Origin of the sequence: Cephaloticoccus capnophilus, from assembly GCF_001580045.1 — a bacterium.
In the GTDB taxonomy this organism is placed as follows: Bacteria; Verrucomicrobiota; Verrucomicrobiia; order Opitutales; family Opitutaceae; genus Cephaloticoccus; species Cephaloticoccus capnophilus.
Genome location: NZ_LSZP01000004.1, coordinates 37,831 through 62,301, shown reverse-complemented (window position 1 = coordinate 62,301; position 24,471 = coordinate 37,831). Strand labels below are relative to the sequence as shown.

Annotated in this window: 18 protein-coding genes; 10 read left to right on the top strand and 8 right to left on the bottom strand. The window is 60.1% G+C overall.

All coding sequences use genetic code 11. The annotated features are described in order from the left end of the window. Positions 1–25 precede the first annotated feature (25 nt). From AXK12_RS00710 to AXK12_RS09205, 5 genes are all read left to right on the top strand, one after another. Positions 26–493, top strand: coding sequence for an ABC transporter permease (locus AXK12_RS00710; protein WP_156468745.1), 468 nt, complete (start codon positions 26–28; stop codon positions 491–493). Between the two features lie 107 nt (positions 494–600). Beyond that, positions 601–1,311, top strand: a complete 711-nt coding sequence (locus AXK12_RS00705) for an energy-coupling factor ABC transporter permease (protein WP_068710876.1) — start codon at positions 601–603, stop codon at positions 1,309–1,311. Further along, entirely contained in the window at positions 1,308–1,880 is a 573-nt protein-coding gene (locus tag AXK12_RS00700; protein ID WP_068710857.1) for a hypothetical protein, read from the top strand. The genes AXK12_RS00705 and AXK12_RS00700 overlap by 4 nt, the downstream gene beginning before the upstream one ends. Further along, positions 1,873–2,610, top strand: a complete 738-nt coding sequence (locus AXK12_RS00695; RefSeq protein ID WP_068710856.1) for an energy-coupling factor ABC transporter ATP-binding protein — start codon at positions 1,873–1,875, stop codon at positions 2,608–2,610. The genes AXK12_RS00700 and AXK12_RS00695 overlap by 8 nt, the downstream gene beginning before the upstream one ends. A 1,058-nt stretch (positions 2,611–3,668) precedes the next feature. Beyond that, positions 3,669–4,082 (top strand): PEP-CTERM sorting domain-containing protein, encoded by a 414-nt coding sequence (locus AXK12_RS09205; RefSeq protein WP_197456936.1) that lies wholly within the window; start codon positions 3,669–3,671, stop codon positions 4,080–4,082. Between the two features lie 120 nt (positions 4,083–4,202). Here AXK12_RS09205 and AXK12_RS00685 read toward each other — a convergent pair whose 3' ends face one another. Next, positions 4,203–5,543, bottom strand: coding sequence for a glycosyltransferase (locus AXK12_RS00685; protein ID WP_197456935.1), 1,341 nt, complete (start codon positions 5,541–5,543; stop codon positions 4,203–4,205). Between the two features lie 3 nt (positions 5,544–5,546). On the opposite strand from AXK12_RS00685, the gene AXK12_RS00680 reads away from it, so the two are divergent. Beyond that, the gene (locus tag AXK12_RS00680) at positions 5,547–6,047 is read left to right on the top strand and encodes a Minf_1886 family protein (RefSeq protein ID WP_068710854.1); all 501 of its coding nucleotides are present in this window, start codon (positions 5,547–5,549) and stop codon (positions 6,045–6,047) included. Next, a complete protein-coding gene (locus tag AXK12_RS00675) occupies positions 6,040–8,832 on the top strand; it encodes a M16 family metallopeptidase (protein WP_082782524.1) in 2,793 nt (930 codons plus the stop codon). The genes AXK12_RS00680 and AXK12_RS00675 overlap by 8 nt, the downstream gene beginning before the upstream one ends. 275 nt (positions 8,833–9,107) lie before the next feature. Here the strand turns inward: AXK12_RS00675 and AXK12_RS00670 are convergent, their stop codons facing one another. From AXK12_RS00670 to AXK12_RS00655, 4 genes are all read right to left on the bottom strand, one after another. Then, positions 9,108–9,797 (bottom strand): HAD family hydrolase, encoded by a 690-nt coding sequence (locus AXK12_RS00670; protein ID WP_068710853.1) that lies wholly within the window; start codon positions 9,795–9,797, stop codon positions 9,108–9,110. Between the two features lie 60 nt (positions 9,798–9,857). Continuing rightward, positions 9,858–11,234: a dihydrolipoyl dehydrogenase gene (gene lpdA / locus AXK12_RS00665; protein WP_082782523.1), complete on the bottom strand. Its 1,377-nt coding sequence runs from the start codon at positions 11,232–11,234 to the stop codon at positions 9,858–9,860. A 37-nt stretch (positions 11,235–11,271) separates the two neighbouring features. Further along, positions 11,272–12,471 (bottom strand): 2-oxoglutarate dehydrogenase complex dihydrolipoyllysine-residue succinyltransferase, encoded by a 1,200-nt coding sequence (odhB, locus tag AXK12_RS00660; protein ID WP_068710852.1) that lies wholly within the window; start codon positions 12,469–12,471, stop codon positions 11,272–11,274. 62 nt (positions 12,472–12,533) lie between these two features. Further along, positions 12,534–15,398 carry a 2-oxoglutarate dehydrogenase E1 component gene (locus tag AXK12_RS00655; RefSeq protein WP_068710851.1) on the bottom strand — a complete coding sequence of 955 codons (2,865 nt, stop codon included), beginning with the start codon at positions 15,396–15,398 and terminating at the stop codon, positions 12,534–12,536. 328 nt (positions 15,399–15,726) lie between these two features. Between AXK12_RS00655 and AXK12_RS08680 the strand changes: the two genes are divergently transcribed. Next, positions 15,727–15,900 (top strand): hypothetical protein, encoded by a 174-nt coding sequence (locus tag AXK12_RS08680; protein WP_156468744.1) that lies wholly within the window; start codon positions 15,727–15,729, stop codon positions 15,898–15,900. Next, positions 15,893–16,288 (top strand): translation initiation factor, encoded by a 396-nt coding sequence (locus AXK12_RS00645; protein WP_068710849.1) that lies wholly within the window; start codon positions 15,893–15,895, stop codon positions 16,286–16,288. Before AXK12_RS08680 ends, AXK12_RS00645 begins: the two co-directional genes overlap by 8 nt. Before the next feature lie 85 nt (positions 16,289–16,373). On the opposite strand, the gene metF is transcribed toward AXK12_RS00645, so the two are convergent. From metF to AXK12_RS00630, 3 genes are all read right to left on the bottom strand, one after another. Continuing rightward, positions 16,374–17,276: a methylenetetrahydrofolate reductase [NAD(P)H] gene (gene metF, locus AXK12_RS00640; protein WP_068710848.1), complete on the bottom strand. Its 903-nt coding sequence runs from the start codon at positions 17,274–17,276 to the stop codon at positions 16,374–16,376. A gap of 333 nt (positions 17,277–17,609) precedes the next feature. Then, complete coding sequence (locus AXK12_RS00635; RefSeq protein WP_082782522.1) at positions 17,610–19,910, bottom strand: TonB-dependent siderophore receptor; 2,301 nt, start codon at positions 19,908–19,910, stop codon at positions 17,610–17,612. Positions 19,911–20,582: 672 nt separating this feature from the next. Then, positions 20,583–23,672, bottom strand: a complete 3,090-nt coding sequence (locus AXK12_RS00630) for an alpha-mannosidase (RefSeq protein ID WP_068710846.1) — start codon at positions 23,670–23,672, stop codon at positions 20,583–20,585. Between the two features lie 240 nt (positions 23,673–23,912). On the opposite strand from AXK12_RS00630, the gene AXK12_RS00625 reads away from it, so the two are divergent. Next, the gene (locus AXK12_RS00625; protein ID WP_068710845.1) at positions 23,913–24,470 is read left to right on the top strand and encodes an NUDIX hydrolase; all 558 of its coding nucleotides are present in this window, start codon (positions 23,913–23,915) and stop codon (positions 24,468–24,470) included. Position 24,471 lies beyond the last annotated feature (1 nt).

Below are 24,471 nucleotides of genomic sequence, written 5' to 3'. Positions count from 1 at the left end.
TCGCGCCCAGCAGGCTGAGCAGCCTATGCAGCTATCCTCTTCCTTGGTTTTGGCAGTCGGGCTCGCGGTTTCGCTAGCCGCTACAGTGTCCGCAGGGGCGCATGGGGTGCGGCACCAAGTCGAGCAAACCCGAGCGACGGTCATCACACTCACTTATGATGACGGGACGCCGCTGGTCGGAGCACGTTTCGAGGCCGGGCCGGCGGGGGCTGCCCAAGCCACACTCAGCGGCCAAACCGACGCGCGGGGCCGCGCCGTCGTCATCGCCGATACGCCGGGGCCTTGGCAGTTGCGCGCATTCGCAACCGATGGGCATGGGGCACGGGTCGAGTTTGATGTGTCAGCAAGTGCGGGTGCAGATCGCGCACAGGCCGGGCTCAACGGCTCGGGCGCGGCGACTCTGCCGAAGTGGCTGGGCTTAGTGCTAATCGCCGCCGTGTTTGCCGCGTTGCAGCAGTGGCTGCGCACGCGGACGCGGCGAAAAAAACCGTGAGCAGGCAGTACCGCACTTCCGCCCCGTTCCGCCGCACGCCAGCCGACCACCCGCTCCGCCACTCTGGCCCCGCCCGCCACTTAGCCCTTTTTTCGCTCACGAGACACATGCACATCCCCGACGGTTTTCTGTCTCCTGCGACCTACTTAAGTGCCGGTGCGGTGGCGGTGGGTGGGTGGGCCTGGGCAGGACGCGGATTGGGGTCGAGGCTGGAGGCAGAGGCGGTGCCACGCCTCGCCGTGCTGACGGCATTGGCTTACGGGCTGGGCTTGGTGATGCTCCCGCTTCCGGGGGCGACCAGTGGACACTTGATTGGCGTGCCACTGCTCGCGCTCGTGTTTGGCGTGCGACAGGCGTTCTTGGCCTACTCGTTGGTGCTGCTGCTCCAGAGTCTGCTGTTTGGCGCGGGCGGCATCACAGCGTTACCGGTCAATGCGCTGGTAATCGGCTTACTCGGGGCACTCACAGCGCGCGGGGTGTTCAGCGCGCTGCGACGCGTAAGCGAAGCGGGGGCGGTCATGCTCGCCGCGTGGTGCGCAGTCGTCATCTCAGCGGCAGCCCTCGGCGCGATACTCGGGCTGCAACCGCTCATCGCCCACGATGCTCAGGGGCGACCGCTTTTCTGTCCGTTTGGGTGGGCGGTGGTGCTGCCCGCTATCCTGCTGCCGCATTTGTTAATCGGTGTAGCTGAGGCGGCGCTTACGTGGATGGTCTGGTGTTTTGCGAAAAAACGCGGCTGGGGACTCGCAGCAGCCCAACGCAGTGCCAAGAAAACGACCCCGACAGCCCCCTCGCCCAGCCCAAGATCTGCACGATGAAGCCAGTCCCGCACCCACGCCACACACTCGGGCTGCTCGCTTACTTGGCCGCAGTGCTCGCGGTCAGTTTTATCCACGCGCCACTCGTCCTCAGCGGGCTGATCGGGGTCGTGCTAGTGGCGGCGGGGCGCGCACGCTGGCGGCTGGGGCGGCGCAGCGTGCTCGCCGGACTCGGCGTCACCCTCTGCGTGGGCGGTGGCTACGTGCTGATGTCGCTGTGGCGAGGCGAGTTTCACGGACTAGTCGTGCTGCGGCTAGCCTTGCGAGTGGGGCTGTTGACCTTTCTGGGATGCTGGTTCGTCAGTCGCGGAAACCTGCTGCGCGCAGTGGCGTTTTCGCCTTCTCTGGCGCGGCTCACCGCAATCGCGGCCGGACAGGTGGCCGTTTTTACGACATTGGTGCGGAATTTCCGGCTCGCCGCGATAAGCCGCAGTGGCGGGCTGCGGCTGACTTGGGCGCAGCGGCTGCGCCAAGGGGCGTCACTCAGTGCGCAGTTGATGGACAAGGCGGTGGCCAACGCAGAGCAAAACACGCGGGCTCTCCGCGCGAGAGGAGTTTTAGATGATTAAGCTAGACGCAGTGGAGCTCGGCTGGCCGGACGCGCCTGCCCTACTCTCGGGGCTTTCGCTACAGATCGCAGCAGGCGAAAAAGTGGCCCTGCTGGGGCCCAACGGCTGCGGAAAATCGACGCTACTGCAGATGCTCGCCGCTTTGGTTTTTGCGCGGAGCGGCGTGTATCGCTACTGCGGGCAGGCGGTCACACGCGCACAATTGCGAATGCGCGGATGGGAGCGGGCTTTCCGGCGAGACGTCGGGCTCGTGTTTCAACACCCCGAAGCGATGTTTTTTAATGCGACGGTGCACGACGAAATCGCTTGGGGCCCACGCCGCCTCGGCTGGCTGGATGCGGAGGAGCGCAGCGCCCGTTGGGCGCAGGAACTAGGGCTCACCGCACTACTCGAACAGCCACCGCACAGCCTTTCTGGCGGGGAAAAACAACGACTCGCCCTAGCCTGTGTTTTGATTCTGGAGCCAAAGCTGCTCCTCCTCGACGAGCCAAGCGCCAATCTAGACCCACAAAGCCTCGGCTGGCTCTGCGACTACCTCCTCAGCCTAGAAACGACGCTCATACTGAGCACACACAGTCTCGGTTTCGCAGCGGAAGTGGCTAAGCGGGTGCTCGTCATCGAGCGCAGGGCGGGCCTGCTGGCCGATGGCCCGAGTGAAGCGGTTTTAGGCAACACCGAGCTACTCATCCGCGCCGGCTTGATGCATCGGCGTAAGCACAGGTCAGTGTAACTCGCATCAGCCCTAAGCTCGGGTCGGTTCCCGTTTCAAACGCGAGCGCGCTGATACGCTTTTTCCCACTACGCGTGGGGCGGCAGGCTGTGCCTGCACCCGTTCAATTTGGGAATTGGCCCCGTCGCTTCGCGACGAAACCAATTCCCAAATTTGAAGCCCCCTTCTCTTGTCGCGTTGCGACAAGGAAGGGAGGAGGGAGACGGAGAGAGCCCCGGCTTCCCGAGACAGGAAGAATCACAGATAAATCCACGTCCCCCACAAATCGCAAACGATAAACACATAATGAGCACTTCGACACAGTAGAGACTACGCCTCCCTACTACACCATAAGCCACGAGCCCGTTGCCTTATTTTCAGCAACTGGTTTCGTTTTAAGTTATAATGCGTATGTATTCTTAGGTACTATATGCTTCACTATAACACCCGTACAATAAGTACTTTTATATTATATATATCTATAACTATCAACACTTTATGTAGCCACCCAAGAACACATAATTAATCACTTTACTGACCAAATCGGAGCTAAATACGAAAGTATATCAGGAAGGTATCGGGCTATATCAAACCGCAGGGAAATTATTAACAACATACAGTTAGATGTTGGACGAGACGGGTTCATTTTAGACCACGATCGTCCCAGTGAAGTGAGTGGGGGACAGTTAACCTCTAGTGCAGGAGTAATCAATATTCATGCGACTGCCTACATGTCGAGTTTTTTCCAAATCAAAAGCAGGATAGTCACTTTAGGCAGTGACCGATTAGAGTTAAATATAACCGCATCGCCAGGGGCTCGCGCACTGGTTGAATTTATAGGAGAGATTGACAATAGTATCCCAGGGGGTGTAAATGTAATAGGAAATGCTCACCTCTATTTGAATAACGACGCCAGACGGTACGCTGTTAGAGGAAATATCAATATCATAGAGGGAGCCTCCGTGAGCATTTTGAACTCCGATCAAATCCTCTCAGGCAGAGTCTCGCTCATCTCTCGCGGAGAAGCCTCTACATTAAAATTCAGAGGGATTTCTTTTCCTAACTCAGCGTTCACCGAAGTGATCTCCTCGCTAGTCGTGGAAGGAAAGGGAGCACTCGACTTTGGCTCAGAGGATAGTGACTACGGACACGGACCGCGATTTTTACTCTTAGACGACTTAGTCATCGGCAACAATAGTACCTTACAAATTAGCGACTGGCAGGATGGACGCGACCACCTACTCGTGAGGAAATACAGCCAGCACCTCGAAGACGCGCTGAAAAAAATCGAGTTCCTCGGCTACGACCGTAGCAGCGTCCACATAAAGGCCCCCCACACAGGGGATTACCACAAAGACAAAGACTATTGGGAAATCTCCGCCACCTACGTCCCTGAACCCGCCACCTACGGAGGCTTCCTCGTGGCCGGCACAGTGTCGCTCAGCCTGCTCCGCCGCCGCCTAAAAGCCTGCCTAGGCAGAAGTCCCGCTTAGGGTCACACCAATTACTGCTATTTAACAAACACAGCGCATTTATAGACGGCTATAAATGCTCCTAAACACACTCCCCAAAGCTACTGTGATGCAGCAGGAGGATTTATCGCGCTTCTATCACTATAAACAGTCGCGGATGGTTTGTGCGAGTGACTCGGCCGCGCGCGAAATCTCGAAGTTCTGCTCAAAACACTTGATTGCCGACTCGCCCATTGCCGCGCGCGCCTCGGGGCTAAGTGCCGCCCAGCGCGTGAGCAGGTCGAGCGCGCCCGCCACGGTATCGGGCGCGACCAGTCCGGCCCGCGCTTCAGCGATTTCACGCCAGATATTGACCTTATCGCTAATCAGAACAGGCCGCCCGCAAGCCAGTGCCTCGGCAACGGCGATGCCGAAGTTTTCCTGATGCGAAGCGAGGACGAACGCCTCGCTCGCGAGGAGTGCCCCCCACTTCAAATCGTCACCCAACATCGGTAGCCAGATTAGGGGGGCGGACTCGCCGGACGGGCCAGCCTCCGGAGCGCCCGCGCCGGCCTCTCGCAAATTGAGCTGAGCGAGCCCGAGCCGCTCGGCGTGGCGCATGAGCGCGCGCAGCAGTTTCGGCTCCCCACAAGGCCCAGCGATAACCAGCGCGCGGGGCGAGGTACTCGCGCCGGCTCCCTGCCCCTCCCGAAACTTCGCAAAGCCCTCAATCAGTTCGTGTAAGCCCTTTTTGTGGTGGAGCCGCCCTAGAAAGAGCAAAAAGTCGCGCCCGCGCAGCACGGGATATTTTTTCAAAAATGCAGCCCGCATCGCCTCCTGCCTCTCTGCTGAGCGAGGCGGCCTGAGCGTCCCATAAGCCACGACGCGCTCCTTAACCGAGTAAGGGCGAAAAGTCCCACGTGCGCGCTCCCGCTCCTCCTCAGAGGTGAAGCACACCGCCGCCGCCTCGCGCAGTGCACGGCCTTCGCGCCACCACCAGTAGAGCTGTTTCTTAATGTGTTTGAGTGGGTATAAGCGCGCGAAAGTCGGGTCGAGCATCCCATGTGGAAACACTAAATAGGGAAGCCCACAGCCACGCAGCGCGCAGCGCACCGTATGCGCCGCCTGCCAAAGCCCTTGAACAATAACCGCATCGAATCGCAGCCGATTTTCCTCCAGCCAGCGCCCCAGCGTGCTACGCCCAAAACCGTCCAAGGGGCGAAAAGGAAACTCCGCGCCAACAGGTGGCTGCGTCCCCAAGGGATCCGCCGTGACGACCTCCACCTGGTGGCCCATTTCGCGCAGCGCGGCACTGGAGCGCAGCACCGACTCCGATGGGCCGCCATCCTCACGTCGCAACGTGTTAATCACCCGCAAAATCCGCAACGGATGCTCTGCCACGCGCAGCGCCCCCGCCCCGCTCATCCCCGCAGCCCTATCCGCAACCGTTTCCGCAGGTCGCGATTGCGCCGCGTGGGGTGCTGTGTTACTGGTGGGCCTCATATTATGCCTGAATTGAATTTCCCGGAGATTATCGAACTCATTTACAAAGAGGACACCCGCTATGCCAAGAAAGCTTACGACTTCGTGCGCCTCGGGCTCGACTACACGGTAAAGGAACTCCGCAAACGCGACCCCAAGCGCGCCGTCAAGTCGATCCACGTCAGCGGCCCCGAGCTCCTCCAAGGCATGCGCTCCTACGCACTCGACCAGTTCGGCCCACTCGCCAAGACCGTGCTGAGCGACTGGGGAATCACCCGCTGCCGCGATTTCGGCGCGATCGTCTACAACCTAATTGAATACAACGTTTTCAGTAAAACACCCGACGACCGCCTAGAAGACTTCGTCGATCTCTACAGCTTCGACGAAGCCTTCACCACGCCCTTCCTCCCCAGCGCAAAACAAGCCAGCGCCACCGCACACTCGCCCGCCGACACGAGCACAACACCCGCTGCCGCCCAAGCAAGCTCGCCCGTCGCCACTCCCCCTCCGTCCTTCCATGCCTAAGCCCACGCGGCCCGCCCGCACTCCCGCAACCCGCGCCCCTCGCGCCGCGTGCCCCCTGCGCCGCGCCGAACTCGCCGCCGCCGCCCTGCGCCCAAAAGGTAATCCTGACCTCGCACTCCTCGCGCCGCTCGCCGCCGAGCCAGTCATCCGCCGCACTCTCCCAAACGGGCTCACGCTCCTCATCAAGCCCGACCACCGCGCCCCCGTCGCCTCCATCCAGCTCTGGGTAAAGACCGGCTCCATCCACGAAGACACGGCACTCGGCAGCGGCCTCTCGCACTACCTAGAGCACATGCTCTTCAAAGGCACGCGAGCCCCGCGCCCCCGCAGCGCTCGCCAAATCTCCGAGCAAGTCCAAGCCCACGGCGGCGCGATCAACGCCTACACCACCTTCGACCGCACCGTTTACTACATCGACCTGCCCAGCGAGCACACGCCACTCGCCATCGACATCTTGGCTAGCATGGCGCTGCGCCCCACGCTCGACAAAGCCGAAGCCGAAAAAGAGCGCGACGTCATCCTCCGCGAAATCGCGATGGGCGAGGACGACCCCGACCAACGCCTCGCCCAAGCCCTCTTCTCTACTGCCTTTCGCCAGCACCCCTATGCGCAGCCCATCATCGGCCACCGCGAACTCTTCGAGCGCATCACGCACGACGAACTCGTCCGCTACCATCGCGCCCGCTACGTCCCGGCCAACATGGTCTTAATCGTCACCGGCGACGTTTCTCCCGAGCAAATCGCCCACGAAGCCGAAACCCACTTTGCCGCCGCGCCGCGCCTCCCGCTCCCGCCGCTGTACATCCCGCCCGAGCCGCAACAACTCGCCCCGCGCACTTGGGAGCAAAGTGCCGATGTCGAACTCACCCGCGCGGGCATCGCTTGGGCAATCCCCGGCCTCAGCCACCCCGACACGCCCGCGCTCAACCTCCTCGCCCTCCTCCTCGGTGGCGGCGACAGCTCGATACTCTGGCAAACTGTCCGCGAGAAAAAAGGCCTCGTCCACGCCATCGATGCCACAAGCTGGGCCCCAGGCTCCAACGGCCTCTTTTACATAGCCTTCACCTGTGACGACGCCAAACGCGACGCGGCCCTCGCCGCCATCCACGCCGAGCTCGACCGCGTAAAACGCAGCGGCTTTCGCCCCGCCCAACTCCGCAAAGCCATCCGCCAACTCGTCGTGGGCGAGATCAACACCCGCAAAACCGTCAGCGGCCAAGCCTCCCGACTCGGTGCCGCCGAAGTCGTCATCGGCGACCTGCACTTTGCGCAAAGCTACTTCGAGCGACTCGCGGCGCTCCGCCCTGCCGATATCCAACACGCACTCCGTCGCTACCTCATCCCACAAAGCTCCAGCACCGTCTCGCTCAACCCCAAGCCAGCTAAGGACGCCAAACCCGCTCTGCCGCAGAGTAAAAAAACACGCCCAAAACCGCCGCCAAGCTCGACGCCCACCCCCGCCTTTACCGCGCACACGCTCCCCAACGGCGCGCGCCTCCTGCTCCGCCCCGACGCCTCGCTCCCCAACGTCCACCTCCGCCTCTGCGGGCTCGGCGGCGGCTACTGCGAACCCGCCGACCGGCGCGGCGCGACCAGCCTGCTCACCACACTGCTCACCAAAGACACGCAGCGAAACAGCGCCGCCCAAGTCGCCCAAAAAATCGAAGAAGTCGGCGGCAGCTTCTACCCCATGTCAGGCAACAACGCCTTCGGCCTCGCGCTCGAAGTCCTGCCCAGCGACCTGCCCCTGGCCCACGAACTGTTGGCCGACGCCGTCCTGCGCCCCACCTTTCGCAAAAGCACCCTAGAGCAAGAGCGCAGCGCCCAGCTCGCCGCACTCCAAGACAGCAACGACAACCCCGTAAGCTACGGCCTACGCCAACTGCGCCGCCACTTCTTCGGCGCACACCCGCTCGCCACTGGCCCCAACGGCAGCGAAGACACGCTTAGCAAGATCACCGCGCGCGACCTCGCCGCCCTGCACACACAGCTCCTCGCGCCGCAAAACCTCGTCCTCGTCGCCACCGGAGACTTCGACGTAAAACGCATGACCCGCAGCGCGGAAAAGCTCCTCAAAAACTTACCGCAAAGCAGCGCATCCCCACGACACGAGCTGTCGCCACTCACGCAGCCGGCGCCCACACACTCGGCACCCCAAAAACAGCCCAAAGCACTCAGCGCCGCCAAAGCGGCGACAACGAACGCAGTGACTGCGCCCCCCAGCCCAAACACCGGCATTTTTTCAGAACGCCGCCCCGGCCAACAAGCCGTCCTCTTCGAAGCCTACCCCGCGCCCTCAATCCGTGACGACGGCTTCTTCGTCAGCGAAGTCTTAGACGAGCTCTTCAGCGGTATGAGCTCCCGCCTCTTTGAGCGCGTCCGCGAAACCCTCGCCCTCGCCTACTACGTGCGCTCCTCCCGTATCATCGGCACCGATACCAGCATGTTTTACTTTTACGCAGGCACCGAACCCGGGAAAGAACCCGCCGTCCTCCGCGAAATCGAAGCCGAAATCGCTAGAGTCGCCCGCGGCGGCGTCACGCCCAGCGAACTCAGCCGCTGCAAAACCCGCCTCAAAGCCGGCCACCAGATGGGCCTGCAAACCAACTCCCAGCGCGCCCTCCAAGCCGCGCTCAACACCCTCTACGGCCGCCCCGCCGACGACTCTGCGGACTACGCCCAACGCATCGATGCCGTCACCCGCGGCGACCTCGCCAGCTTCGCAAAGCACTACCTACGCCCCGACCAACGTCTCCGCCTCACCCTCTCCCCCGAAAACGCGTAAGCCCCCAGCGTCTGTTCCACTACGCGTGGTGCGGCAGCGTGTCGCTGCATCCATTCAATTTGGGATTTCTCATCGCGCTATCGCGCGAAAACGAAATCCCAAATTTGAAAGAATTCCCCCTGTCGCGTTGCGACAGGATTGGAGAGGGGCATTTCAAAATCGCGATTGGGTTCGGACGCGAAGCGGACGGGCACAATCGCGATTTAAATGGAAGCGGTCACTGACCGCCGCCCCACGCGTAGTGGAGCTAGGGAAGCGCCTCGGAGGTGCTTTTTTCAGCCCAAGATGGTTTTCAGAAACAGCTCGGTGTCGGCCAGATTGGCGAGGCTGAGGGTGGGCTTATGAGTCTCCAGCTCGGCGAGGGTGTAGGTGCCCGTGGCTACGGCGATCGCGTTTGCGCCAATCACCCGTGCGCACTCGATGTCGTGCGGTGTGTCGCCGATGATGAAGCAGCGTTCGGGCGTAAAGTGGACGCCGTGTTGCTCATGGGCGCGGCGTAGTGCGTACGGGCCCAGCTCGTTGCGCACGCCGCTGTCATCGGCAAAGGCCCCAAAGGGGAAATAGTGCCACGCGTCATAATGGCCGAGTTTGAGTTGCGCGCCTTGGCGGAGGTTTCCGGTCAAAAGCCCTTGGGCGACGCGCGGATGCGCGTGCAGCGTGTCGAGTAGCTCAATCACACCGGGCAGGATCTCACCCGGACCCACCGCCAGCTCCTCGGCGAGGGCCTCCATATAGGCACTGAGGTAGCGCTGCACGTTTTCCTCGGTCGCGGCCCAGCCAAAGTGTTCTAGGACAGCGCGGGTAATCCACTTATCCGTCCGGCCCGCCCAATCGACCACGCCAAGGTCGCACTTTTGACCCGCGCGCCCGAAGCTTTTTTCAAAGCCGCGCTCCATCGCGCGCACACCCGCGCCGTGGCCTTTGATAATCGTGCCGTCGATGTCCCAGAGTAAAAGGGTATCCATCCGCCCGTGCTTAGTCTGCTGCTGCTGCCGTGTAAAGCGATCCAGCCGGTAGCCGCGCTGCTACAGCGCGTGGATGGCGGTTTTGCTGACGGCGGCGGCGGCTTCTTTCACGGCTTCGCTCATGGTGGGGTGCGCGTGGATGGTGCGGGCGAGGTCTTCGGCACTGCCCGAGTATTCCATGTGTGTAACGACCTCGCTGATGAGTTCGCCCGCGTTTTTGCCCAAAATCTGTGCGCCGAGGATAGTGTCGGTCTCCGCATCCGCGATGATTTTCACAAAGCCCTCTGCCCCGTCGTTGGCGTGGGCGCGGGCGTTGGCCGCAAAGTTGAATTTGCCGACCTTTACCTTGCGGCCCGCTTTCTTGGCGGCGTCTTCGCCGAGCCCGACGGTCGCGAGTTCGGGGTCGGTATAAATGATAGCGGGCATTAGGTCCCAGTTAATGTGTCCGGCCTTGCCCGCAATCCACTCGGCGACGGCGGCCCCATCTTCCTCGGCTTTATGCGCGAGCATGGGACCGTCAACGACGTCGCCTATAGCGCGGATGTGGGGAGCGCTCGTGCGGAGCTGTGCATCGACGCCGATGCGTCCATTTGCCGCGAGGGCGATGCCGGCCTTATCGAGGGCGAGCCCGTCGGTGAAGGGGCGGCGGCCCACGGAGACGAGGACTTTATCGGCGGCAAAGGCGAGTGGCTTTCCGTCGCGCTCGGCGAGGAGTTGCCCGTCTTTAAAGCCGGTGACTTTTGCGCCGACTTCGATTTTCAGCCCTTGGGCTTGGAGCGAGCGCGTGTAGCCGCGCACCACGTCGGCGTCGGCAGCCGGGCCGCCAATCTGCGGGAGAAACTCGACAATCGTGACTTCCGCGCCGAGTCGCGCCCACACGGAGCCGAGCTCGAGACCGATCGCGCCACCGCCCACAACGACGAGTTTTTTAGGGACTTCGGTAAGCGCGAGCGCCTCGGTAGAGGAGATGATCGCTTGCCCATCGAACTTAAGAAAGGGCAACTCGACCGGAGCGGAGCCGGTCGCGATAACGATGTTTCGCGCGCTCAGTTTGCGCTCGCCGACGGCGAGCGTGTGCGCGTCGAGAAACTGGGCTGCGCCGGTGACGACCTCGACTTTCCTCGCCTTGGCGAGCGCGGCGAGCCCGCCGGTCATCTTGGCGACGATGCTTTCCTTCTTCTTGAGCATCGCGGGCAGATCGACCGTGAGCCCCGAAAACGTTAAGCCGTGCTCGGCGGCGTGTTTTTGCGCGAAGGCGACGTGCTCGGAGGAGGCGAGCAGGGCTTTGCTCGGGATGCAGCCGACGTTGAGGCAGGTGCCGCCGAGGGTCGGGCGTTTGTCGATAAGCGCGATTTTCTTAAGCCCGAGTTGCGCCGCGCGAAACGCGCACACGTAGCCGCCGGGGCCGCCGCCGATAACAATGAGGTCGTAGTCCATACAGGTCCTTTTGGGGGAAATTGGCCGTGGGGGGCCGTTACGCACCGATCAGGAGCCGGGCGGGGTCTTCGATCGCCTGCTTTACTTTGACGAGGAAGGTCACGGCTTCGCGGCCATCGACGACGCGGTGGTCGTAGCTAAGGGCCAGATACATCATGGGGCGAATGACGACTTGGCCGTCGATGGCCACGGGGCGTTCGTTGATGGCGTGCAGTCCGAGAATCGCGCTTTGCGGCGCGTTGAGGATTGGCGTGGAGAGCATCGACCCAAAGATGCCGCCGTTGGTGATGGTGAAGACACCGCCTTCGAGGTCAGCGAGGGTAATTTTCCCGTCGCGCGCTTTGGTGGCCGCAGCGGCGATTTGCTGCTCGATGTCGGCCATGCCGAGGCTATCGCAATCGCGAATGACTGGGACCATGAGGCCCTTCGGGGTGGAGACGGCAACGCCGAGGTCGTAGTAGTGGTTTTCCACTAAAGTATCGCCCTCGATGCGCGCGTTGATGGCGGGGACTTCCTGGAGCGCGTGGACGACCGCCTTCGCAAAGAAGGACATGAAGCCGAGCTTGATGCCGTGTTTCTTAACAAAGCTGTCTTGGTATTTCTGGCGCAGAGCCATGACCGCCGACATGTCCACCTCGTTAAAGGTGGTGAGCATGGCCGCTTCGTGCTGGGCCTGCACGAGTCGCTCGGCGATTCGTGCACGCAAGGAGCTGAGCTTTTTGCGCGAGGTCTTCGCCTTTTCTACTGGGCGAGCCGCCGGGGCCGGCGCGGCGGATTTACTCGGTTGCGGCGCGACCGCTTTCGGCGCGGAAGCCGCGGCGAGCATATCGGCTTTGGTCACGCGACCGGCTTTGCCCGTGCCAGTGACGCTCGCGGGATCAATGCCGCTCTCGGCGGCAAGGCGGCGGACTGCGGGAGACTCGTCCTTTTTATTTGGCGACGCGCTCGTTGGCGCGGCGGCAGGCGCGCCCGTGCTGGTAGCAGGCGAAGAGGCGGATGCGGCCTTCTCATCAATCTCGGCGACCGTTTCGCCGATTTTTACTTCGGTGCCTTCGGTGACTTTTAGGGCGATTTTCCCCGAAACTTCAGCCGTGCCTTCGGCGGTGATTTTGTCGGTCTCTAGTTCGTAGAGCGGCTGGTCTTTTTGGACGATATCGCCGTCGGCAACGTGCCATTTGACGAGGAGGCCGGTCGTAATCGATTCGCCGAGGTTAGGGATTTTAACTGCCAGGCTCATGAGAAGATTTGGGAGGGAGTGGGGGGTAGTTATGGGAAACTGCAAAGGCGCGGCAAACCGGGTTAGACGGTGAATGCGGCGTCGAGGAAGGCTTCGAGCTCGATGTGGTGCAAGGCCAAGGAGCCGACTGCGGGCGAGGCACCAGGAGCGCGGCCGGCATAGTGCGGGCGGCGGCCGGTGATGGCCTCAATTAGCGGGGAGATGTAGTTCCACGAGCCCATGTTATGCGGCTCTTCTTGGCACCAGATGAGGCGCGCTTCTGGGTAGCGCGCGGCGACCTCGGCGAGGCGTTCGGCGTTGAGCGGGTAGAGTTGCTCGATGCGGGCAATCGCAACGTCGGTAATCGCGTTTTTCGCACGGTAGTCGCAGAGGTCGTAGTAGACTTTGCCCGAGCAGAAAATGAGGCGGCGGACAGTGTCCGCTTTCATTTGCTGCCCGGCGCCTGACGCTGTGCGCAGGGCAGCCTGAGTCGCCGAGCTGGCGTCAAGTGCTGGCGGCGCGTCACTGCGCGGCTCTCCCCAAATCTCGTCGTCCAAGATTTCTTGAAAATGGCCGCTGGTGAACTCGTCGAGCCGCGAGGTCGCGGCAGGGTTTCGCAAGAGTGACTTGGGCGACATGATGACGAGCGGCTTGCGGAACTTGCGCTTCATCTGGCGGCGCAGCAGGTGGAAATACTGTGCGGGCGTGGTCGGGTTGGCGACTTGGATGTTATCCTCGGCGCAGAGGGAGAGGAAGCGTTCGAGGCGCGCGGAGGAGTGCTCAGGGCCTTGGCCTTCGTAGCCGTGGGGGAGCAGGAGCACGAGGTCGCAGGTCTGTTGCCACTTCGACTCTCCGCTAGCGATGAACTGGTCGATGATCACTTGGGCTCCGTTGGCGAAGTCGCCAAACTGCGCCTCCCAGATGCAGAGCATCTTCTCGTGATAGGTCGCGTAGCCGTAGTCAAAACCGAGGACGGCGGCCTCACTGAGCAGTGAGTTGTAAACGCAAAACATGGCTTGGCCTTCGCGGATGTGGCGCAGCGAGATGTGCGTCTCGTGCGTCTCCATATCGTGGAGGACGGCGTGGCGGTGGCTAAAGGTGCCGCGCTGGCAATCTTGGCCGCTCAGGCGCACATGCACACCATCGAGCAGGAGCGAGCCGATGGCGAGTGCCTCGCCGAGGCCCCAGTCGATCCCCTCGCCTTTGGCAATTGCAGCGGCGCGCTGGTCGAGGAGACGACGGATTTTTGTGTTGGGGCTAAACCCTTCGGGCACGGTCGAGAGCGCACGGGTGATGTCGGCGATGTCTGCCGCAGTCGCGTGCGTCGCCACGGGCTCAAAGTCGAAGCTCGGTTGAAAACGCGCGGCAGGAGCAGAGAGCTCCCGGGTCATCTGCTGGGCAATCGTATCACGGCGGGCCTTACGTTTCTCACTGCGCCCACCCTCGCCTGCCTTCGCTTTTTCGAGGTGGGCTTCGAGCGCTTGGGTATACTCAGCTTTGATGGCCTCGCCTTCCTCCGGAGTGATGGTGCCTTCTTCGATGAGCTTGCGCGTGAGGATGGCGGAGACTTGCGGGTGCTTGCTGATCTTTCGGTAAAGGAGCGGCTGGGTAAAGGCGGGCTCGTCGCTCTCGTTGTGGCCGTGTTTGCGGTAGCAATACATGTCGATCACAACGTCGCGGTGAAATTGCACGCGAAACTCCAGTGCGAGCTGCGCGACCATGCAAACTGCCTCGGGGTCGTCGCCATTTACGTGGAAGACGGGGGCCTCAATCATCTTGGCGACATCCGTGCAGTAACGGCTAGATCGCGCGTCGCTCGGGTCGGTCGTGAAGCCGATTTGATTGTTGATGATGAAGTGCACGGTGCCGCCTGTGCGGTAGCCCGCGAGTTGGGAAAAATTCATCGTCTCGGCGACAATCCCCTGTCCCGCAAAGGCCGCGTCGCCGTGTATCAGTACGGGCATGACACAGGTACGATCGATATCACCACGGATTCGCTGGCGCGCGCGCGCCTTGCCCTCGACGACGGCGTCCACGATTTCGAGATGCGAGGGGTTCGCGACCAAGCGCACATCGACCTTGGAGCCGGTCGTCGTCTTGAGCGTAGCGGTGTAGCCGAGGTGATATTTCACGTCGCCGTCGCCGCCGACGGTGTCGGGGATGTAGTTTTCTGAGAACTGCGCAAAGAGTTCGTCGAAGGACTTGCGCATGACGCTGGTCAGCACGTTGAGCCGCCCGCGGTGCGCCATCCCCATAACGATCTCCTCCACGCCAACATCCGGGCAGTGCTCAATGAGTGAGTCGAGCGCGGCGATGATCGTCTCGCCGCCTTCGAGCGAAAAGCGCTTTTGGCCAACGTATTTGGTGTGGAGGAATTTCTCAAAAAGCTCCGCCTTATGAACCCGGCGCAGGATGCGGATTTTTTGCCCACGCGTGAAGGCTGGCTGGTTACGCGTAGTCTCCATTTTCTCCTGAAGCCAGAAGCGCACGTCGAGGTCTTGGATGTGCGTATACTCGACACCGACCTTACCGCAGTAAGTCTGGCGCAAGCTCCCAACCACGTCGCGCAACTTCATCTGCCCGCCGCCGAGATAGGTGCCCACGTCAAAAACGGTATCGAGGTCGGCCTCGCTCAACTTGTAGTAGGGAAGGCCCAACTTCGGATGCGCGGGCGGCGGCTCGCTGAGCGGATCGAGGTGCGCTTCGAGGTGCCCGATCGCCCGATAGTTGCTAATCAGGTAGTGGACGTGGCTCTGCCTGAGCCCATCGATAATCGAGACGCTCTGCGCCGCCGGGCCACTGATGGGCTCACCTGCGTAGCCGAGCTGAAATCCCTGGAAAAACGCGCGCCAAGTCGGGTCTACCGAGTCGGGATTTTCTAGCCAAGACTGATAGGCTTGTTCGATGAGTGCAGCATTGGCCTGGGTAGGCAGAGGCAGGGAGTTCATTTAATTAGGTAAAAAAAGAAGCACACGGCAGCGAAGAAGCGGCGGCAATGAGCCGCGCAGTCGCAGAAGTGTGCCTTCAGTCGGGGAGAGAAAAGTGGGAGTGCAGAGTTCAAGACTACTGTTCTGTCGCTACTAAGAGAGGCGCCCGAAGCGACGCGAGATTGCAATCCGGCTTATCGCTTCTAGCAAAGAATTAGTAACACCTGCGCTGATGATTGAGCCCCTGATAAAAGATTCTCTGATAAGGCTAAGTACTGCTACGCAAGCGTGCGGAAATCACGTAAACGCGGCTAGCGACCGCGGCCAAAATGCAGACGAGCAAGCGGCAATGATCACCCGCGAAATTGATACGCTCGACTCTCTCTTTGCCGAACACCGGCGCAGGCTCCATCCGCAACTCGCACACTTCCTCGCGAACCGCAGCTACGCCAAGGCACTCGCATTCCTCGGCGGCGAGGCAGAGGGGATACCCGCGGCGGCGAGAGGAAAAAATCATGAGTAAGCGGGAAAAATCGGAACGGGTTGCGACGAATGGCGGCACCGCGCTCGGGCAAAATCCCTTTGGAGCATTGAGTGCTGCTGAGTTGCCAGAGGCCAAAATACCGGCACTCCAAGCGAACCCAGCACCGACAAAACCCAAGTCGAGGGGGCGGCTGGAAATCCGTCGCTTGAAAGCCGGACGCGGAGGGAAAACCGTCACACTGGTCAGCGGTTTTAGTGGCATCGGCGCCGCAGAAAAGGACGCGCTTTGCAAAACGCTGCACCAAGCCTGCAGCTGCGGAGGCACCGTCAATGAAAACGGCGAAATCGAAATCCAAGGCGACCAACGCGAACGCATCGCCGCCCTGCTCCGCGAGAAAGGCTTCCAGCCTGTGTTTGCAGGCGGATGACCCGCGCAAGGACAGTGAGCCTTGCCCGCCAGCGCGCAGGCTCAGACTGAGCCCGCGCATCAAAGAAACCTCTACCTAGGGTTTGTTATGCTTCCGCCAACGCGGCACAAAGCTCCACCGCACTGCGCGCGCGATTGAGCGTGTAGAGGTGGTAGCCCGGCGCCCCGCTCGCGAGCAGTTCACGCACCTGGGCGATCGTCCACTGCGTGCCGATATGCGCCACCTCATCGGGATTGTCCTCCCCCGCCGCGGCGAGCTGTGCCGCAAGTTTTTCGGGTAGCACCACTTCGCACATCGCCGTAAATCGGCGCACTTGAGCGAGCGAAAGCGCAGGCATGATACCCGGCACAATCGGCACGGAGATTCCCGCTGCGCGGCATTTTTCAACGAAGCGGAAGTAAACGGCGTTATCGAAGAAAAGCTGCGTCACCGCAAAATCCGCACCCGCATCAATCTTGGCCTTTAAGTGTGCAATGTCGGACTCCAGGCTTGCAGCTTGCGGGTGCTTTTCTGGATAGGCCGCTACCCCGAGACAAAAGTCGCTGTGCCGCGCCTTCAGTAACGCAACCAAATCAGAAGCATAGCGCGGCGCATCATCCTCCAGTGGCTTTTGCCCAGTGCCGCTCTGCACCGCACTCTTCGGCAAATCGCCGCGCAAGGTCATGATATTCCGGAACCCGCTAGCGTGAATCTCGTCGGCCAGCGCATGGAGCTCCTCGCGCGAATGACCCACACAAGTCAGGTGCGGCATAATCGGGCAACCCAACTCACCGCGCAGCAACTGCGACACCTCTGCCGTCCGCTGCCGTGTGCCGCCGCCCGCCCCATAAGTCACCGAAGCAAAATCGGCCGCGATTTTGACCAGTTCTGAGGCGGTTTTCTTAAGTGCGAGCACATCCAACTCCTCTTTGGGCGGGAAAAACTCCAGCGAACGCAGCGGACGCGACTTTTCGGAAAACAGACGACTAATGGTGGAGTCAGAGATCATTTAGCAAAAACGCATCAACCATCGCAGATATATTGCAAATAAAAATTCAACAAAGTGAACTTTCGCGCAAAACCACGCGATGAAGCGAGCGGACTTGCCGTAAACGGCTCATCCGAGCTAGTTCCTCTGCCCCGCTACTGGCTATGCAGCTGTCCACCCAAAATTGGATCTCAGCAAGTTCCAGTCTTGGTTATGGAGGGCCTTATGTTTCGTACTCTAAACCGGAATAGACACGTTGCGTTGCCTACGAGTTCGCCTCCGTCTTCCTTCAGATAAAGCTGACCCTCACTTACGGTGGGGCGCACCGTAAGTGAAGGCGCTTAACTGCCTTACTCAGAACTCATAGCGCAGCGTAAGCTTTGGGTTGATCGGTGTACTAACGAAGATTGAACGGTTGAAGGAACCAATAATATAGTCCTCATCTAGCAGATTCTTAATCACGAGTTGGGCCTTCCAATGCTCGTTGAAGCGATAGCTAGCACTCGCTTCAACGACTGTATATGAGGGCAGCCAAAACGACGGTTGAATCCGAGCGGGTGTGAACCCTGGAGGTGGAGAAGTGTATTGCCCGATAGTGTCACTCGGTCGTTCACCTACATAACTAGCACCAACTCCGACAGATAGACCGCGCAACGGGCCCGTCTCTGAAAAAGTATAGCTAGCCCAAGCCGCGGCCATTCTTTCAGGAGCGTTGGTATAGCGCTGATTGTCTCGATCGCGACTCTCGTAGTCGGTGTAACTTCCGATTAAGGAGAAGTTTTTCGTGGGTGCCCAAGTCAGTTCGAACTCGAAGCCTTTTGAAGTGCGCTCTGCGAGCACTGGAGGCAGAGGAGGAACGGGGCGGGGTTGTACATAGTTCGCGAAGTTCTGTTCGTAGAGATTCTCCTGCAGGATGTCGAAGTAGGCTAGCGTCGCATAGAGCTTTCCATCGAAAAGCTTTACGCGTATCCCCCCTTCGTGCTGGCGACTCGGCACCGTATGTGGAGGAATCCCTGCATCCTCGTCGGAACCACCGAGCAGCTCTTGCTTTGAGAACCCGTAGTAAACCGAGATACCAGGGGTGATTTTGTAAACTACGCCACCAGAGGGCAGCGTCGCCTCACCTTTATTCTCTGTGCGCGCCCCAGTCAGGTTATTGATACCTTCGCCAAAATATCTATTTTGGGAAAGGCTTCCGCTCAGAACTAGGCGATCATCAAAGAGGCTGAGAACTTCATAAACATAGACTTGATTGCTACGGTTACGACTCGACCAGTTATCACGCCAGTCCGCTTCAAGCGTGTAAGGAGGGGGTACAAAGTTGTCGGTAAGGTCATAGAGTGTCGGGTCAGCAACATAGTTTTTGATCCGCTGGTGTTGGCTATGATAGTTAATCGCGTAACCGGCGACGGTTTGAGACTTCCAGCTCAGCCCCGAGTGCTCGTAGACAAAGTCATTTTGCAGATTTGCGTGGGTGATTTTGGGCCACTCGTTGGCACCGCCAAGGCGATACCTCGGGGAGTCATTACGCGTGACACCGTCCCAACTCCACTGACCCGTGATTGGATCGAGAGTGATGACTTCTCCGGGGGTCCCGTTAACGTCCAAGGCGGCAGTTGGCCCTAGGAAGTTCGTGCGAGTGCTCTGCTCAATCTGGTTCCCCACGAGTCTCATCGAGAGTTTATCGGTAATCTGTGAAGTAAGGAAGAAGCGCGTATTCTGGCCATTCTGATGTCGGCTGATATTGCGCCCCAAAATCTGAAAATCACGCGGCAGGCCATCTTGGAGCCAAACGTTGCTGCGGTTGACTGCGTAAAGGGAAATAGGAACGCCATTGTTCGCGGTGAGGCTAGCGTTGTAAGCGTGAAATTGAACTGTGAGTTCCGTCGATTGGCTGACCCGATAAGTAAACATCGGCATCACCGTAATGTTTTGATGAAACTCACCTCGCCCGTAGTCATCAGAATCGGTGACGGCACCCACCACACGCACTGCAAGCTTGTCTGGTCGCACGACATAATTGGCGTCAAACTCAGCCCGATCAGCATCCCAGCGGCCAACTTGATAAGAAACGGAACCTTTGTTAGTAAATAAAGGCTTCTTGGTAATATTATTCACTACGCCCCCCGGTAGCCCCTGTGGAGCGAGGATAGCATTGGGGCCCTTAACCACTTCAATGCGATCTATAATAATCGGATCTTGGTTAATCCAATTAAATTGATTAAAGCCATCAAGTGTTGCTCCTAGACTAACAAAGCCACGCACGCTCATTATATCGAGCGCATTGGGCTGGGCATTCGAGCTTATCCCAGCCACATACTTCATCGCGTCATTCAAACGAGCAGTGCCAATATCATTTAGAAACTCATTGGTTACGACCGAAATACTCTGGGTAGAGTCCATCAAGTCCATCCTGATTCGGGCACCCGAAGTCGATTCGACCGCTTGGTAACGGCCCACATCTGCGCTCTCTTGCACAGAAAAGGGCGAGAGACGGACGATTTCTTCGTCGCTTTGGTCTGGGGTTTGTTGGGCGTGGAGTGAGCCCAAAGCGAAAGTGCAAAGGCTCAATGCGATCGGGAGTAATTTGGGGGACTTCATTGGGGTATAGGTGTTGGGACTATTCATTGGAATACGGACCTTGGGGTTGTTCATGGTAGCACCCGAAAGCGCGGGCGCCAAAAGCCAGTCACGGACATAGGCCGTAACTGGCTCGAAAAAGCGATTCCCTAATAACGTAAGCTATTTTAAATAAACAGCTTGACATAGATTTGGCGCAGTTTACCTCAGCTTCCGAGCTTCCGAGCTTCCGAGCTTCCGAGCTTCCGAGCTTCCGAGCTTCCGAGCTTCCGAGCTTCCGAGCTTCCAGCGACAGAGCAGACGCGACGCAGTCGCGTCTGCTTGCTCGTCTAAAGTGAGATAATATGCCGGGGTAAGCATCATCTGGGGTAACAAACCCGGGACCCGTGCTCCCATTTGCTCAAAATGCAAATTATAAAGGGCCTTAGGGAGTAAACATACTTATATACTAGCCGCCCCAGAACTTGGGCCTAAAATCCACTACGCGTGGGGCGGCAGCGTGTCGCTGCACCCATTCAATTTGGGATTTCGCAACGCGCTATCGCGCGAAAGCGAAATCCCAAATTTGAAAGCACTCTCCCCTGTCGCGTTGCGACAGAAACGGAGGGCTTATTTCAAAATCACGATTTGTGTTCGGTTGCGAAGCGACCGAGCCAAATCGTGATTTAAATGGGAGTGGCAGCATGCCACCGCTCCACGCGTAGTGGAAAAAACGGGAACAGCCCCCAGGCATTTACGCAGTCGCTATTATCCCCGCTCGATCCGCACGCTTATGATTTTGTAGGGCGAATAGGCGATCAAGCCCTCCTCAAGGGGTGGCTCCTGTGCTTGGCCGTCGAGCGTAGCGGGGCGAGCCCTCCAGCCTTCGGCAAGAGCGAGCCGTGCGGTGCCGCGCGCGCCACCGACTTCGTGCAAACGCAGTACCCAAGCCCCCTTCTCCACCGGCATCGCCCAAGCGGGAATCAAAGTCGGCGCATCCTCCACGCCACGCAGCCCCGCCGAAGCGGGTGCACCACGATAAGCGACGGGAAGGGTAAACAGCGTATCGGCCAAAGCCGCCGGATGCTGCTCTTGAGGCGTAGCCGACGAGTAACTCGTCAACGCGAGCGAGATCGTGTGGTGGCCTTGGTCGGAAAACGGCGATGGAGGCTGGTAACGACTCAGTGACGGAGGCGCAGCATGCATATAAGGATTGGTCTCCGCGGCAGTGATCGAGGCCGAGCGCAGAAGCGAAACCGTGAGTTCGCCATCGCTCGCCGAGAACCCGTACTTCGCCTCTGTAATAAGTGCGAGCCCCTCGCGTTCGCCGTCTAGGCTCACCGTCGCCCAGCGGCTGCCCGGCACCTCCCACTGCGCCTCGGTAATCGGCTCGCCCGGCTGTTGCCCGCGCAGCACACTGCCGTACGGCGCACCAAAACGGACGAAGCGACCTTTGTACTCAGTTGGGAAATGAAGTTTTAGAAGCTTGCAGGTCTCGTGCCAATCGACCTCGGCGGTAATCCGCAAAAGCGGCTCGCCCGCCCGCACTTCGTAGCGCAACACCAGCTCGCTCGCTTCGCCAAGTTTGCGCCGCACGAGAATCGCGGCGGCATGCGGCGAGTCTGCCTCAACCGTCACTGTCACTGGCGTAGTGACCGGCTCCCCGAGGTCGAGTGCATCGCGATCGATATCCCAGGCCTCGAAGTTGGCCGGATTATCGAGATAAATCACGGCTCCAGCAGCCGCTGCGCTAAAGGCGACCGGGCGGCCATCAATCACGAGTTCTGCCAGTCGCCCGTCTGAAGTAAGACGTGCTTGGACCCGGTCGCTGCGCAGCTTCGCCGTGCCAGACTTAGCCACGCTTGCAGTGACTTGCCTGCGCTCACTCGGCACGACGCCTTCGGTAACTGGCACACTCGACAGCGGGGCAATCTCATACCAACGCCCATCGATCCAGCCGCGCCACGGCAACGCGAGCGGGTTAAAGAGTTGTGCAGTCGTGCTTTTCTGCTTCTCGCCCGACCGGGAACTGGCCCTACCCGCTCCTGCCGCCGCCAGCCGCTCGCACACCGCCTGCATCTGGGTTTTAATCAGTGTGCCGAGCTCGGCATTTCCCTCTGCATACACTTCGGCGATCGAGCTGCCCGGGATGAAGTCATGAAATTGGGTAAAGACGAGCCGCCGCCACGGCCCCACCAAGTCGGGCACTTCGCCCGTCGCCGCAGCGACCGCCTCGCGAATTTGCAGTGCGCGCTCCGCGCCTCGAAAGACCGCCTTGAAGTCACCGTGTGTGGTGTAAACGCCCCGATGGTATTCCAGGTAGCACTCACCTTGGTGGACCGGGAGTTGATCGCGCAACGGCTCAAGCCGTGAAAAAAATGCTTCGGGGTGATCCCACTCCAGCTCGGGCAAATCGCACAAGGCACTCAGCCGCCGCACGCGCTCAATATGCTCTTCGGTCGGGCCACCGCCGCCGTCGCCATGCCCCGTCGGATGGAGAAACTCGGGGTGCAAGTGCGACTGGGAGTGGCCGCGCGCGTTGGCCGAGATTTCCGAGATATGCGTGTAGTTCGTATAGCCTACGTTTTGCGTGAGGTGGGCGACGACTTCGCTGCCGTCATTCCCCCGCCATACAAAGCTGCTATACGGGAAACGGTTGATGCTGCTCCACGTCAGCTTCGTCGTAAAAAACCAGTCAATGCCCGTCAGCCGCATGAGCTGCGGCAGGCAAACGCTGTAGCCAAAAACATCGGGCAACCAGACTAAGCGCGATGCGCCGCCCTTCCCCCGCAGCCGAGCAAACTCAGCTTGGCCGAGCATGAAACTGCGGGCCAGTGCCTCGCCGCAGGGCAAGAGGGTATCGCTCTCAACATCAAGCCCGCCGGTCGGCTGCCAAACCCCGCGCGCGATGTGTTTTTTAACCGATGCCGCAAGTTGCGGCGCACGCCGCTCCACCGCGCGGTAACTCGCCGGCTGGCTGTAAGCGAAGCGGAATTCCGGATACATCGACATCAGCCGGTTCATCGTCGCGAAGGTGTGCACCGCCTTCGCCTCGCCCATCCGCTCCGGCCAAATCCACACGAGGTCGATATGTGCATGGCCAGTAAGGGCACCCTTCAGGATGGGCCGCGCATTTTTGAGTTCCTCGCGGGCAGCAATGAGCGCCTCACGCAACGCCGTCGTGCCCTCGCGCTCGTAGGTGGAGCAGGCACCGTTCAGCAAGCGCAGCAACTTGCGATAAATGGGCGTCGCGTCGTTCACCCTAGGCTGTAGCCCCACGCCGTTGAGGTGCGGCGTGGGCTTGGGATCCTGTTGCGAACGCAGCGTCATCATCAGGTCAAAAAGCACGCCCAGCTCCTGCAAACAGTCCCAAACCACGTCGTCGCGATACTGGATAAAACCCCCACCAAAAAGGCTCCCATACGGGGAGAGTCCGGTCGCATCGGGATGCCAAATGCACGACTGGCAACAGTAGCCCTCAATCCACACCTCGCGCGTGCCCTGCGGCAGCGCGACGTAGCGGTGCGCCGGGTCGAAACCGTAATGCGGCAAGCCATCGACATAGAGCGTGGCCTCGCCTTGGTCGCGCCACTCTAGAGTCCACTGGCGGCCCTTGGCGGCAGGAGGGATCTCAAGATGAAACCAACGTTGGTCGTAGAGCTTGCCCCAAACATCGCCTACTTTTACGCGGCTGCGCCGTTCCGTCTGGATTGACTCGAAAGCCCGATGCTCCGGCGTGGGGCGAGTCGCCGTCACCTCTAAGGCGCGACGCTCTAACCAAAGGCTTCTGCGCAACCAGCGCATGATGGCCTCGGTGCGGTTGGGGACAAACTCCAAGAAAGGATTCGCACGGGACATAGCTGTTTAACAAGGGTTGGGGGTTATGGGGTTACAGAAATAAGAAACAGTGCGGACCCTGCGCAGTGCGTGCTAATTGGCACGCACAAAAATAGACAGTGGCGTACGCCATTTGGGGCGGCCGACTGAGGCTAGGGCGGCCAACTGCGGCCGATTTCGGAAACTAACACGCTGTCACCTTATAATGTGCATAAATCCTTTTGCGCGGACGCGACATAGCACCTACTCGCTACCCCGCTTATGTCTTCCGCCGTCGACGCCTCTCCCGCTCCTTCGCCTTCCGCACTTCCCGCAACTGCGCTTCCCTACAAAATCGCCGTCCTTGTGTTTTTGGAAAATGTGCACGGCGAACACTTGCTGCTCCTGCGCGCCAAGCCGCCCAACTTCGGCATCTGGAGCCCTATCGGCGGCAAGCTGGAAACCGCGCTCGGCGAGTCGCCGTTTGAATGTGCGGTGCGCGAAACGCGCGAAGAGACCGGCTTTGAAATCGCAGTGAGCGATTTGCATTTGTTCGCCATGATCGCAGAGAAGGCCTACGAAGGCGAAACGCATTGGCTGATGTTTCTGTTTCGTTGCAAACGGCCCATCCTCGCCCTGCCCGACGCGATCAGCGAAGGCCGATTCGGGTTTTTCAGCCGCGAGGCCATCGACTCACTGCCCGTCCCCGAAACCGACCGCCAAGCCTTGTGGCCCATTTACGATCGCTATCGTGAGGGCTTCGTCGCACTGCGCGCAGACTGCGCGCCGGGCGAGCCGATCCGCGTCGAGGTCGAGCAAATCACCGGCACAAACACTTAGG